Here is a 12,541-nt window from a genome sequence, read left to right as displayed (position 1 = left end):
GAATGGCCAAGAAAAAATTCTCCAAAGCCTGGGTTCAACGGCATATTCACGATCCTTACGTGAAAATGGCGCAACAGAAGGGCTACCGCGCCCGCGCCGCCTTCAAGCTGACGGAGATCCTGGATACGGAAAAACTATTGCGGCGCGGCGACGTGGTCGTGGATCTGGGCTCGGCCCCGGGCAGTTGGTCGCAGGTCGTGCGCGAGCGCCTGCTGGGGCCGGGCGGCGTGATCGACGGCCGTGTGCTGGCGCTGGATCTGCTGCCCATGGAGCCCATCGCCGGGGTGGAGTTCATTCAGGGCGATTTCCGCGAGGACGACGTCCTGGCGCAGTTGCACGAGCGGCTGGGGGGCCGGGCCGTAGACCTTGTGATTTCCGACATGGCCCCCAATCTATCCGGTGTGGCCTCGGCGGATTCCGCCCGCATCGCCCATGTCTGCGAGCTGGCGCTGGAATTCGCCTGCAGTCACCTCAAGCCGGAGGGCGCCTTGATCGTCAAGGCCTTTCACGGCAGCGGGTTCTCCCAGACCGTGCAGATGTTCAAGCAGCATTTCACGCGGGTGGTCGAGCGCAAGCCCAAGGCCTCCCGGGGTGAATCCTCCGAGACCTTCCTGCTCGGCCGCGGATTGAAAAACCCGTCCGCCGCGCAAGGTCCGGACGGCGTCCGGGGCAACACGGACGGCGCTGCGTCCGCCTGGCGGATTCAGGTAGAATGAAGCATTGACGTATTTGTCAGCTTGTTGTAATTATGCGCGCCGGGTGCGGCGCGCAGGCGGCGGGCAGGCAGCGGTACATACCCAGGAGGTTGGCTTTGAACAACTCGTTTTCCAAGATTGCGGTCTGGCTGGTGATCGCGCTCGTACTCTTCACGGTGTTCAAGCAGTTCGACGGACATCCGGTCGCGGGCGGGGATTCGGTCAGTTACACGCAATTCATGAACGATGCCCGTGCCGGCCGCATCGACAAGGTCGATATCCAGGGCGATACGATCTACGTGTCGCCGGAGTCCGGCCGTTCGTACAGCCTGACCTCGCCGGGCGACCTCTGGATGGTGCCCGAACTGGTCAAGAACGGCGTCCAGGTTTCCGGCAAGGCCCGCGAGGAACCTTCCTTCCTCACCAGCTTGTTCATCTCCTGGTTCCCGATGCTGCTGTTGATCGGGGTGTGGATTTTCTTCATGCGCCAGATGCAGGGCGGCGGCAAGGGCGGGGCCTTCAGCTTCGGCAAGTCGCGTGCGCGCATGATGGACGAAAACAACAACAACATCACGTTTGCGGACGTCGCCGGCTGCGACGAGGCCAAGGAAGACGTCCAGGAACTCGTCGACTTCCTGCGCGATCCCACCAAGTTCCAGCGCCTGGGCGGCCGCATTCCGCGCGGTGTGCTGATGGTCGGCCCTCCGGGCACCGGCAAGACCTTGCTGGCCAAGGCCATCGCCGGCGAGGCCAAGGTGCCGTTCTTCAGCATCTCCGGTTCCGATTTCGTCGAAATGTTCGTCGGCGTGGGCGCGGCCCGCGTGCGCGACATGTTCGAGAACGCCAAGAAGCAGTCTCCCTGCATCATCTTCATCGATGAAATCGATGCCGTGGGCCGCCAGCGCGGCGCCGGCCTGGGCGGGGGCAACGACGAGCGCGAGCAGACCCTGAACCAGTTGCTGGTCGAGATGGACGGTTTCGAGACCGGCCAGGGCGTGCTGGTGATCGCCGCCACCAACCGGCCCGACGTGCTCGATCCGGCGCTGCTGCGCCCGGGCCGCTTCGATCGCCAGGTGGTCGTGTCGCTGCCCGACATCCGCGGCCGCGAGCAGATCCTGAAAGTCCACATGCGCAAGGTGCCCATCGCCCAGAACGTCGATGCGAGCGTGCTGGCGCGCGGCACCCCCGGGTTTTCCGGCGCCGACCTGGCCAACCTGATCAACGAGGCGGCGCTGTTCGCCGCGCGCCGCAACGGCCGCACGGTCGATATGTCCGACCTGGAAAAGGCCAAGGACAAGATCATCATGGGCGCGGAGCGCCGCTCCATGATCATGCCCGAGGAAGAGCGCCGCAACACGGCCTACCACGAGTCCGGCCACGCGCTGGTGGCGCGTCTGCTGCCCAAGACCGATCCGGTGCACAAGGTCACCATCATTCCGCGCGGCCGCGCGCTGGGGGTGACGATGCAACTGCCCGAGGGCGACCGCTACAGCATGGACAAGGAACGCTTGCTGAACACCATCGCGGTGCTGTTCGGCGGCCGGATCGCCGAAGAGGTCTTCATGGGCCAGATGACCACGGGCGCCTCCAACGACTTCGAACGCGCCACCGCGATTGCGCGCGACATCGTCACGCGCTACGGCATGACCGATTCCCTGGGGCCGGTGGTGTACGCCGAAAACGAGGGCGAGGTCTTCCTGGGCCGCAGCGTGACCAAGACCACGCATGTGTCCGAAGCCACCATGCAGAAGGTCGATTCCGAGATTCGCCGCATCATCGACGAGCAGTACACCGTGGCGCGCAACCTGATCGAGTCCAACCAGGACAAGATGCATGCCATGGCCAATGCGCTACTCGAGTGGGAAACCATCGATGCGGAGCAGATCGAGGACATCATGTCCGGCCGTCCGCCGCGCGCGCCGCAGACGCCGCCCTCGGGGGGCGACACGCCGCAGACCCCGGCGTCCGGGCAGCCGGCCTCCGGCAATGATACGGGTCCCGCCGCCACCCCTGTCTGATTCGATCCTTGGTATGCCTGATCCTATTCAGTGCGGGCGTTTCCGCTTGTCCCTGGAGCGCCCCCTGGTCATGGGGATCGTGAATGTCACGCCGGATTCGTTTTCCGACGGCAACGAGCATTTCCGGGCTGACGAAGCCGTCGCCCATGCGCGCCTGCTGGTCGAGGAAGGCGCCGATCTGCTCGACATCGGCGGCGAATCCACCCGCCCCGGCGCGCAGGCCGTCCCGGCCGACGAAGAACTGCGCCGCATCCTGCCCGTGATCGAAGCCTTGCGCGACTGCGGCGTGCCGCTGTCCGTGGACACCTGCAAACCCGACGTAATGCGGGCCGTCCTGGCGGCGGGCGCCGACATGATCAACGATATCGGCGGCTTTTCGGCGCCGGGCGCGATCGAGGCCGTGGCGGATTCCGGGTGTGCGCTGTGCCTGATGCACATGCGCGGCGAACCGCGCACCATGCAGGATGCGCCGGTCTACCAGGACGTGGTCGCGGAGGTGCGCGACTACCTGGATCGGGGCGCCCAGCGCCTGCGCCAGGCGGGCATTGCGGCGGCGCGCATCGTGCTCGATCCCGGATTCGGTTTCGGCAAGACGGCGGCGCACAATTACACCTTGCTGCAGCAACTGCCGCAGGCCGTGGGCCAGGAATACCCCAGCCTGCTGGGCCTGTCGCGCAAATCCATGATTGGCGCCGTCACGGGGCGGCCCGCCTCCCGGCGCCTGGGCGGCAGCGTGGCGGCGGCCCTGGCCGGGGCGGTGCGGGGGGCGCATATCCTGCGCGTTCATGACGTGGCCGACACCGTGGATGCCCTGCGGGTATGGTCGGCCGTAGAACAAGGAGTCCGTGCATGAGCGCACGCAAGTATTTCGGGACCGACGGGGTGCGAGGCATCGTCGGGGGTGATCGGATCAATGCCGAGTTCGCCTTGCGGCTGGGCTACGCGGCGGGCCGTGTGCTGGCGCGCGGTGCCGTGTCGGCCGGCCGGCCTACGGTGGTCATCGGCAAGGACACCCGTATTTCCGGCTACATGCTGGAATCCGCGCTCGAGGCGGGTTTGTCGGCTGCCGGGGTCGACGTGATGCTGGCCGGCCCCATCCCGACGCCGGCGGTTGCCTACCTGACCCGCGCCTGGCGCCTGGCGGCGGGGATCGTGATCAGCGCCTCTCACAATCCTCACTATGACAACGGCATCAAGTTCTTTTCCGGGGCCGGCGCCAAGCTGCCCGACGAGACCGAGGCCGCCATCGAGGCGCTGCTGGACGAACCGCTGGGTTGCGCCGATTCGGCCGGCCTGGGCCGCGCGCGGCGCATCAACGATGCCGCCGGCCGCTACATCGAGTTCTGCAAGAGCACCTTTCCCAGCGAGCTCGATCTGCAGGGCTTGAAGATCGTGGTGGATGCGGCCAACGGCGCCGCCTACCACATCGCCCCTCATGTGTTCCGCGAACTGGGCGCCGAGGTGTCCGTGATCGGTTGCGAACCCGACGGTTTCAACATCAACGAAAAGGTCGGCGCCACCCATCCTGAAACCCTGGCCGCCGCCGTCGCGGCTCAGGGCGCGGATCTGGGCGTGGCCCTGGACGGCGACGCCGACCGCCTGCAGATGGTGGATGCCTCCGGCCGCCTGTTCAATGGCGATGAACTGCTCTATGCCATCGTGCGCGACCGTGCGCGATCGCAGCCCGTCCAGGGGGTGGTCGGCACGCTGATGACGAATTTCGGCTTCGAGCGCCGCATGCGCGAATTGGGCATTCCGTTCGAGCGGGCCCAGGTCGGCGACCGTTACGTACTGGAGGTCCTGCATCGCCACGGCTGGCTGTATGGCGGCGAGAGCTCCGGCCATCTGCTGTGCCTGGATCGCCACACCACGGGCGATGGCATCGTGGCCGCCTTGCAGGTGCTGGCCGCCATGCTTCACGCGGGCGCGTCCCTGGCGGATCTGGTGTCCGACTTGTCCATGTATGCGCAGAAGATGGTCAATGTGCCATTGGCCCCCGGCCTGGACTGGCGGGCGCACGCCGGCCTCCAAGAAGCCGCCGATGCGGTGCGCGCGGCGCTGGGCGATCGCGGCCGGGTGCTGATCCGGGCTTCGGGCACCGAGCCCAAGCTGCGCCTCATGGTAGAGGCCGACGACGAGGCCCTGGCCGAGGAAAGCGTACGCCGGCTCGTGGCGGTCAAACTGGCCTGAGCGTGGCTGTCACATGATTCACACAGAGCATTGGCAGAATAAGCCCGGTATCATCACTTCCGGGAATCCACCATGCTCGTCTCTATGTCTTCCGTACACGCGGGATCGATGAAACGCATAGATTGGCCGGGGGCCGAGGCCGGCGGACTGGCCTTGACCATCGCCCGCACCCCGGCCGATCTGGAGGCCTTGCAGCGCCTGCGGTTCCGGGTGTTCACGGAAGACCTGGGCGCGGTGTTCCCTCAGGCCTTAGGCGACCGCGACGTCGATCGCTTCGATCCCTGGTGTGTCCATTTCATGGTGCGCGATATGGGCACCGGCCGGGTGGTGGGTACCTACCGGCTTCTGACGCCCGAGGCCGCCCGCCAGGCGGGCGGCTACTATTCCGAGTCTGAATTCGACCTGGAGCCGTTGGCCGCACTGCGTCCGCAACTGGTCGAGGTCGGCCGTTCCTGCATCGACGCCGAGTTCCGGCACGGCACGGTCATCATGCTGTTATGGTCCGGACTGGCCCAGGTCATGAAGCAGGGCGGCTACCGCTATATGCTGGGCTGCGCCAGCGTCAGCCTGCGCGACGGCGGCACCACGGCCTCGGAAGTCTGGCGCAGGGCATGCGCCCTGATGGCCCGCAATACCGGGATGCCGCGCATCCGCCCCCTGCACCCCTATCCCGTGGATCGCCTCGACAGCACGCTGCCGGCACGGGTGCCGCCTTTGATCAAGGGCTATCTGGCGCTGGGTGCGACCATCTGCGGCGCCCCAGCCTGGGATCCCGATTTTCATACGGCCGATTTTCCGATCCTGCTGGATCTGGAGCGGCTGGATGCACGCTACCGGCGGCATTTCGGGATCGGGTAGCGGCCGCCGGGCGGGCGGGGACGCCCGGCTGGCCGGGATCGGTCAGCGTTCGACGACTTCCAGAACGAAGCCGGCCTTGCGCCAGATCGCCGCCTCTTTTTTCAGTTGGAAGCCGCTCAGGGGGCGGGAGGCGAGCCAGCCCGGCTGGATGTGCAGGCAGACGTGCTGCGCGTGGACGTCCAGCCGCAGGGGCAGTGCGCCCAAGGGCTCTCTGCGGCGCAGCAGCAGGACCGCCAGGCGCAGGCAGCACAAGGCCAGCCAGCGCGCGCGGTCGGGCGCATAGCTGCGGACTTTGGCGAGGCGCCCCTGATGCCCCAGGGCCAGGAAGGCCAGCAGCCGCTGGTCGTCGTGCGAGAAACCGGGCATGTCGGCATGCTGCAGGATATAGGCGCTGTGTTTGTGATAATCGCCGCGGGCGATGGCCAGGCCGATCTCGTGCAGATCGGCGGTCCAGCCCAACGCCCGGCGCAGTTCGGCTGTTTCGGTGCCGGCCTCCAGGCCGAGCTGGTCGAAGAACTGCAGCGCCAGGGTGCGGACGCGGCCGGCCTGGGCTGTGTCCAACTGGTAGCGGTCGCGCATCTGGCACACGGTTTCGTCGCGCTGGTCCTGGTGCAGGTCGCGGCCCAGCAGGTCGTGCAGCACGCCGACGCGCAGGGCGCCGTCGCCCGCCTGCATGCGGTCGATGCCCAGTTCCTGGAAGGCGGCGATCATGATCGCCAGGCCGCCGGGCAGCACCGGCACGCGCTCGGCCTTCAGTCCGGCCCAGTCTTCCAGGCGGACCACGCCTTTGCGCTCCAGCGCGTCGCGCAACCGCTCCATGCCATCCAGAGTGATGTCCCGGGGACTGAAGCCGTTTTCAGTCAGAACGGCCAGCAGGCCCTTGGCGGTTCCCGACGAACCGTACGCTTCTTCCCAGCCTGTGCCGCGATAGCGGCTGGAAATGGACTCCAGGGCTCCGCGTGCCGCCAGGATGGCCTGGCGCATGCGGGCCGGCGTGATGCGTCCTTGAGGAAAGAACTGCCGCGTCCAGGTGGTGCAGCCCATTTCCAGCGAGGCCAGTTCCAGGGGCTGGCCTCGCCGGCCGATGATGAATTCGGTGGAACCGCCGCCGATGTCGATCACCAGCCGCCGGTGGTCCGAGGGGGGCAGGTCCTGGATCACGCCCAGGTAGATCAGCCGTGCTTCTTCCTGGCCGGAAATGATTTCGATCGGGAAACCCAGGGCCTGTTCCGCCGCGGGCAGGATCTCGGCCGCGTTGCGAGCCACCCGGAAGGTATTGGTGGCCACGGCGCGGACGTTGGCGGGAGGAAACCCGCGCAGCCGTTCGCCAAAGCGCCGCAAGGCCGCCAGGGCCTGCTCTACGGTGGCGGCGTCGATGCGCATGTGGTCGTCCAGGCCGTTGGCCAGGGCGACCAGTTCGCGCAGTTTGTCTTCGGCATAAATCTGGGCGCCGGCACCGTGACGCACGACGCGTCCGATGGATAGCCGGAAGGTATTCGAACCCAGGTCGATCGAGGCGAGCCGGTTATCCATGGTCCAGGATGAACCCTTAACAGAGAATGTCACACTGTGCGATTATAGTGGCCGATCCATGACAGAATTGTGAGGCGTGCATGCAGGCCGTCGAGGGAATGCCGGTTCTTCTGAATCGCGAATTGTCGGTGCTGAAATTCAACGAGAGGGTGCTTTCCAAGGCCGAGCGCACGGACGTGCCGGTCCTCGAGCGCCTGCGCTATCTATGCATCGTCGGTTCGAATCTGGACGAGTTCTTCGAGATCCGCATGGCCAGCCTCAAAGAGCAGCAGCGCCAGACGCCGGAACTGCGAGGCGTGGACGGCATGACGCCCGATGAGGCGTTCGACCGGGTGCAGCGGGCCGCCCATGCCTTGGTCGACCGCCAGAATCGCCTGCTGACCAGCGAGGTCATGCCCAAGCTGATGGAGCATGGTGTGGGCCTGATCTATTCGACGGGCTGGTCCGATCTGCAACGGGAGTGGGCCTACGGAATCTTCCTGCGCGACGTGATGCCGCTGCTGACGCCCATCGGCCTGGATCCGGCGCACCCCTTTCCCCGCGTCTACAACAAAAGCCTGAATTTCATCATTTCCCTGAGCGGCGAAGACGCTTTCGGCCGCGAGGGCCACATCGCCATCGTCCAGGCGCCGCGAGCGCTGCCGCGCATGATCAAGGTGCCCGCCGAGATCGCCGGCATCCCCGATGGCTTCATGCTGCTGACCACCCTGATCAACGCGTTCGTCGGCGATCTGTTCCCGGGCATGAATGTCCAGGGCTGCTTTCAGTGGCGGGTGACGCGCAACAGCGACCTGTTCGTGGACGAGGAAGAAATCACCAATTTGCGCCAGGCGCTGCAAGGCGAGCTGTCGCAGCGCAATTTCGGAGCTTCGGTGCGCCTGGAGATCGCGCACGCCATGCCGCCCGACCTTGAATTGTTCCTGCAGCGCGAGTTCGGCCTCGGTGCGGCCGATACCTACCGCGTCAACGGCCCGGTCAATCTGGCCCGGCTGATGCAACTGTGCAACCGCGTCAATCGGCCCGACCTGGAATACCCGGTCTTCCGGCCGCGCATGCCGGCCCCGTTCGACCAGGGCCTGGAGCGGCCCGAAGAGCTGTTCGCCGCGATCGCGGCGCGGGACCATCTGCTGCATCATCCCTACCAGTCTTTCCAGCCCGTGCTGATGTTCCTGCGCAGCGCGGCGCTTGATCCACAGGTCGTGGCCATCAAGCAGACGATCTACCGCACCGGGGAAGACTCCGAGTTGATGGGCTTGCTGCTGTCGGCGGCCCGGGCAGGCAAGGAGGTCACGGTGGTGGTCGAGCTGATGGCGCGCTTCGACGAACAGACCAATATCAATTGGGCTGCGCGCCTCGAAGAGGTCGGCGCCCACGTCAGCTACGGTGTGGTGGGGCACAAGACCCATGCCAAGATGGCGCTGGTGCTGCGCCGGGAGGATGGCCGCATCCGCCGCTACGGGCACCTGGGAACAGGCAACTACCATCCCCGCACGGCGCGGCTGTACACCGACTTCGGCCTGTTGACGGCCAATCAGCAGATGTGCGAAGACATGGATCAGGTGTTTTCGTTGTTGACGGGGCTGGGTACGCGCCGCGAGTTGAAGCTGCTGCTGCAGTCGCCCTTCACCTTGCACGAGACCGTGTTGAACCTGATCCGCTCGGAAGCCGCCTTCGCCCGCGCCGGCAAGCGCGCGCGGATCCGCGCCAAGATGAATTCACTGCTTGAACCCGAGGTGATCCAGGCGTTGTACGAGGCCAGCCAGGCCGGCGTGCGCATCGACCTGATCGTGCGCGGCGCCTGCGCCCTGCAGGCCGGCGTGCCGGGGCTGTCCGACCGCATCCGGGTGCGGTCCATCATCGGCCGCTTCCTGGAGCATTCGCGGGTGTTCTATTTCTACCAGGATGGCGCCGAACCGTTGTATTTGTCCTCCGCCGATTGGATGGACCGCAATTTCCTTCGGCGGGTCGAACTCGCCTTCCCGGTCTTGGACAAGACCCTGAGGCGCCGGGTCATCGATGAAGCGTTCACCTTTGCCTGGCGGGACAACCAACTGGCCTGGACGGCCCAGCCCGACGGCCGCTACCTGCGCGTGCGCAACCGCCGCGCGCCGTTCAACCTGCACCAGCACCTGATGGCGAGGCTCGGGTGAGATCGGCACGCGGGCCGCTTGTCATGAAACTGTCACTTCCGCTCTTTACCATGTCGTCCTGACGGCCGGGGAAACCCCCGGGGCCGCCGATCATCACAAACCATAAAGGGTTTAGACATGTTCAAACGAATTCTGACGCAATGCGCCGCCGGCCTGGCGATGATGGCCGCTGCGGGCGTCGCGGCGCATGCCGCCGACCTGACGGGGGCGGGCGCCTCCTTCCCCTATCCGATCTATGCCAAATGGGCGGCCAAATACCAGGAAGTCACCGGCCATCGCGTCAACTACCAGTCCATCGGCTCGGGCGGCGGCCAGCAGCAGATCATCGCCAAGACGGTGGATTTCGGCGCCTCGGACGATCCGATGAAGCCTGCGGACCTGGAAAAGCACGGCCTGGTCCAGTTCCCCGCCATCATCGGCGGCACCGTGCCGGTCATCAATGTCGAAGGCGTCGAGGCGGGCCAGCTCAAGCTGACCGGCCCGGTGCTGGCGGACATCTTTCTGGGCAAGATCAAGAAGTGGGACGATCCGGCGATCGCCGAGCTGAACAAGGATCTGAAACTGCCTTCCCGGGGCATCGTGGTGGTGCACCGTTCCGACGGCTCGGGCACGACCTTCGGCTGGACCAACTATTTGTCCCAAGTGTCTCCGGCCTGGAAAGAGCAGGTCGGCCAGGGCAAGGCGGTCAAGTGGCCCACCGGGCAGGGCGGCAAGGGCAATGAAGGCGTGGCCGCCTACGTGCGCCAGCTCGCCAACTCCATCGGATACGTGGAATACGCCTACGCCCACCAGAACGGCCTGGCCTGGGCGCAGTTGCAGAACCGCGACGGCCAGTTCGTGCAGCCCTCGCAGCAGGCGTTCGCGGCGGCGGCCTCCCATGCCGATTGGGATTCGGCGCCGGGCATGGGCCTGGTCCTGAACAATGAGCCGGGCGCGGATTCGTGGCCCGTCACGGCGGCGAGCTTCATCCTGGTGCACGGCAAGCAGGCCGATGCCGCGCGCGCCCGCGAAGTCCTGGCTTTCTTCGACTGGGCCTGGCGTGAAGGCGGCGCCATGGCCAGCGAGCTGGACTACGTGCCGCTGCCCGATGACGTGACCGCCAAGATCCGCGGCATTTGGGCCGAGAAGATCCGCGGCGAGGATGGTTCGGCGGTCTGGAAATAAGCCCGCCTGCATTTCCTTCCCGGCGGGGTGGCGCAGCGCCGCTCCGCCTGTGGGAAAATAGCGGTTTTGAATTCCGATGAGGATCCCCGGCATGCCGGGGATCCTGTCGCCACGGATAGAGTCCCTCATGGCCAATACGCAGCGCAGCCTTCTGGTGGATACCGGTTTCCGGTACCTGACCCGCCTGTTTGCGTTCTTCGTCTTCATCCTGCTGGCCGGGATCATGGCGTCCCTGATCTACGGCAGCCGGGATTCCCTGGCCGAATACGGCCTGGCATTCCTGTGGACCAACGACTGGGACCCCGTGCGGCACAGCTACGGCGCGCTGGTGCCGATGCTGGGCACGGTGATCAGCGCCTTCCTGGCGCTGCTGATCGCGGTGCCGGTGTCCTTCGGCATCGCCATGTTTCTGACGGAACTGGCCCCCGTCTGGCTGCGCCGTCCGCTGGGGGTGGCCATCGAGATGCTGGCCGCGATTCCGTCCATCATCTACGGCATGTGGGGCCTGTTCGTCTTCGTGCCCCTGTTCCAGAAATACATCCAGCCGTACATGGTTGATTTCTTCGAAGGCGTGCCGGTGCTGGAACACCTGTTCGGCGGGCCGCCGATGGGCATCGGTCTGTTTACGGCGGGGCTGATCCTGTCCATCATGATCATTCCCTTCATCGCGGCGGTGATGCGCGATGTGTTCGAACAGGTGCCGCCCATGCTCAAGGAATCCGCCTACGGCCTGGGCAGCACCACCTGGGAAGTCGTCTGGAAAGTCGTGCTGCCCTATACCAAGCATGGCGTCATCGGCGGGATCATGCTGGGCCTGGGGCGCGCCCTGGGTGAAACCATGGCGGTCACCTTCGTGATCGGCAATGCGTTCAATCTGCCGTCCTCGATCTTCTCGCCGTCCAACTCCATCGCGTCCGCCCTGGCGAACGAATTCAACGAAGCCGGCGGCCTGCAGAAATCGGCCTTGCTGGAATTGGGCCTGCTCCTGTTCCTGATCACGACCGTGGTGCTGGCCTTGTCGAAACTCATGCTGTTGAAACTGACGCGCCAGGAAGGCGCCAAGCACTGATGTCCGCCTCCGACTCCACCATCGTCCCCGCCAACCCGGTCTACCGCCGCCGGCGCCGGATCAATCGGCTGATGCTCGCGCTGTCGGGCCTGACACTGGGCTCGGGCCTGTTCTGGCTCGCCTGGATCATCCTCACGCTGCTGGTGAAAGGGGGCTCCGCGCTGTCCTTGTCGCTGCTGTGGGAAAGCACGCCGCCGCCCGGGGCCGACGGCGGCCTGATGAACGCCATCGTCGGCAGCGTGCTGATGTCGGCCGTCGGCACGCTGATCGGCACGCCCATCGGCGTGCTGGCGGGTACTTACCTGGCCGAGTACGGCCGTCGGGGCTGGCTGGCGCCGGCCACGCGCTTCCTGAACGACGTGCTGCTGTCGGCGCCGTCCATCATCATCGGCCTGTTCATCTATGCCATCTATGTGGCGCAGGTCGGGCATTATTCCGGTTGGGCGGGCGCCTTCGCGCTGGCCATCCTGGTCATTCCGGTGGTGGTCCGGGCCACCGACAACATGCTGGGCCTGGTGCCCAACAGCCTGCGCGAAGCCGCCGCCGCCCTGGGTTGCCCGCAGTGGCGCATCGTGGTGTTCATCTGCTACCGGGCCGCGCGCTCGGGGATCATCACCGGCGTCCTGCTGGCCGTGGCCCGCATCGCCGGGGAAACCGCGCCACTGCTCTTTACCGCCTTGAACAACCAGTTCATGTCCTGGAACATGAACGCCCCCATCGCCAACCTGCCGGTGGTGATTTTCCAGTATGCCGCCAGTCCCTTCGAGGACTGGAACCGGCTGGCCTGGGCGGGCGCCGCGCTGATTACCCTGCTGGTGCTGGGGATCAACATCGCCGCGCGCAGCCTGTTCCGTAAATAATCTG

General features: G+C 66.0%; 10 protein-coding genes. 9 read left to right on the top strand and 1 reads right to left on the bottom strand.

What is annotated here, in order from left to right; genetic code table 11:
- Window positions 1-2 precede the first annotated feature (2 nt).
- The 5 genes from ABRZ00_RS02710 (at window position 3) to ABRZ00_RS02690 (ending at window position 5,761) form a co-directional block, all read left to right on the top strand.
- Window positions 3-716: an RlmE family RNA methyltransferase gene (locus tag ABRZ00_RS02710; protein ID WP_368641230.1), complete on the top strand. Its 714-nt coding sequence runs from the start codon at window positions 3-5 to the stop codon at window positions 714-716.
- A 95-nt stretch (window positions 717-811) separates the two neighbouring features.
- The gene (ftsH, locus tag ABRZ00_RS02705; RefSeq protein WP_368644409.1) at window positions 812-2,713 is read left to right on the top strand and encodes an ATP-dependent zinc metalloprotease FtsH; all 1,902 of its coding nucleotides are present in this window, start codon (window positions 812-814) and stop codon (window positions 2,711-2,713) included.
- 13 nt (window positions 2,714-2,726) lie between these two features.
- Window positions 2,727-3,566 carry a dihydropteroate synthase gene (gene folP / locus ABRZ00_RS02700; protein WP_368641232.1) on the top strand — a complete coding sequence of 280 codons (840 nt, stop codon included), beginning with the start codon at window positions 2,727-2,729 and terminating at the stop codon, window positions 3,564-3,566.
- Window positions 3,563-4,903 (top strand): phosphoglucosamine mutase, encoded by a 1,341-nt coding sequence (gene glmM, locus ABRZ00_RS02695; RefSeq protein ID WP_343837273.1) that lies wholly within the window; start codon window positions 3,563-3,565, stop codon window positions 4,901-4,903. The genes folP and glmM overlap by 4 nt, the downstream gene beginning before the upstream one ends.
- Window positions 4,904-5,011: 108 nt before the next feature.
- Entirely contained in the window at window positions 5,012-5,761 is a 750-nt protein-coding gene (locus ABRZ00_RS02690) for a GNAT family N-acetyltransferase (RefSeq protein ID WP_368641233.1), read from the top strand.
- Between the two features lie 42 nt (window positions 5,762-5,803).
- Here the strand turns inward: ABRZ00_RS02690 and ABRZ00_RS02685 are convergent, their stop codons facing one another.
- The gene (locus ABRZ00_RS02685) at window positions 5,804-7,294 is read right to left on the bottom strand and encodes an exopolyphosphatase (protein ID WP_368641234.1); all 1,491 of its coding nucleotides are present in this window, start codon (window positions 7,292-7,294) and stop codon (window positions 5,804-5,806) included.
- A 98-nt stretch (window positions 7,295-7,392) separates the two neighbouring features.
- Here ABRZ00_RS02685 and ppk1 point away from each other — a divergent pair, with 98 nt between their 5' ends.
- The 4 genes from ppk1 (at window position 7,393) to pstA (ending at window position 12,537) form a co-directional block, all read left to right on the top strand.
- The gene (gene ppk1, locus ABRZ00_RS02680; RefSeq protein ID WP_368644408.1) at window positions 7,393-9,444 is read left to right on the top strand and encodes a polyphosphate kinase 1; all 2,052 of its coding nucleotides are present in this window, start codon (window positions 7,393-7,395) and stop codon (window positions 9,442-9,444) included.
- A 117-nt stretch (window positions 9,445-9,561) separates the two neighbouring features.
- On the top strand, window positions 9,562-10,608 hold the full coding sequence (gene pstS / locus ABRZ00_RS02675; RefSeq protein WP_368641235.1) for a phosphate ABC transporter substrate-binding protein PstS: 1,047 nt from the start codon (window positions 9,562-9,564) through the stop codon (window positions 10,606-10,608).
- A gap of 127 nt (window positions 10,609-10,735) precedes the next feature.
- Complete coding sequence (pstC, locus tag ABRZ00_RS02670; protein WP_368641236.1) at window positions 10,736-11,677, top strand: phosphate ABC transporter permease subunit PstC; 942 nt, start codon at window positions 10,736-10,738, stop codon at window positions 11,675-11,677.
- A complete protein-coding gene (pstA, locus tag ABRZ00_RS02665; protein WP_368644407.1) occupies window positions 11,677-12,537 on the top strand; it encodes a phosphate ABC transporter permease PstA in 861 nt (286 codons plus the stop codon). The genes pstC and pstA overlap by 1 nt, the downstream gene beginning before the upstream one ends.
- Window positions 12,538-12,541: the final 4 nt, after the last annotated feature.

The organism is Castellaniella ginsengisoli (genome assembly GCF_040955415.1).
Taxonomy (GTDB): Bacteria; Pseudomonadota; Gammaproteobacteria; order Burkholderiales; family Burkholderiaceae_B; genus Castellaniella; species Castellaniella ginsengisoli.
Note: the sequence above shows the minus strand (reverse complement) of the source record. Positions and strands in the feature narration are given on the sequence as shown.

Coding starts and splice junctions, on each gene's coding strand:
- folP (WP_368641232.1), top strand. CDS start 2,727: ATGCCTGATCCTATTCAGTGCGGGCGTTTCCGCTTGTCCCTGGAGCGC.
- pstS (WP_368641235.1), top strand. CDS start 9,562: ATGTTCAAACGAATTCTGACGCAATGCGCCGCCGGCCTGGCGATGATG.
- pstA (WP_368644407.1), top strand. CDS start 11,677: ATGTCCGCCTCCGACTCCACCATCGTCCCCGCCAACCCGGTCTACCGC.
- pstC (WP_368641236.1), top strand. CDS start 10,736: ATGGCCAATACGCAGCGCAGCCTTCTGGTGGATACCGGTTTCCGGTAC.
- ppk1 (WP_368644408.1), top strand. CDS start 7,393: ATGCCGGTTCTTCTGAATCGCGAATTGTCGGTGCTGAAATTCAACGAG.
- ABRZ00_RS02685 (WP_368641234.1), bottom strand. CDS start 7,294: ATGGATAACCGGCTCGCCTCGATCGACCTGGGTTCGAATACCTTCCGG.
- ABRZ00_RS02690 (WP_368641233.1), top strand. CDS start 5,012: ATGAAACGCATAGATTGGCCGGGGGCCGAGGCCGGCGGACTGGCCTTG.
- ABRZ00_RS02710 (WP_368641230.1), top strand. CDS start 3: ATGGCCAAGAAAAAATTCTCCAAAGCCTGGGTTCAACGGCATATTCAC.
- glmM (WP_343837273.1), top strand. CDS start 3,563: ATGAGCGCACGCAAGTATTTCGGGACCGACGGGGTGCGAGGCATCGTC.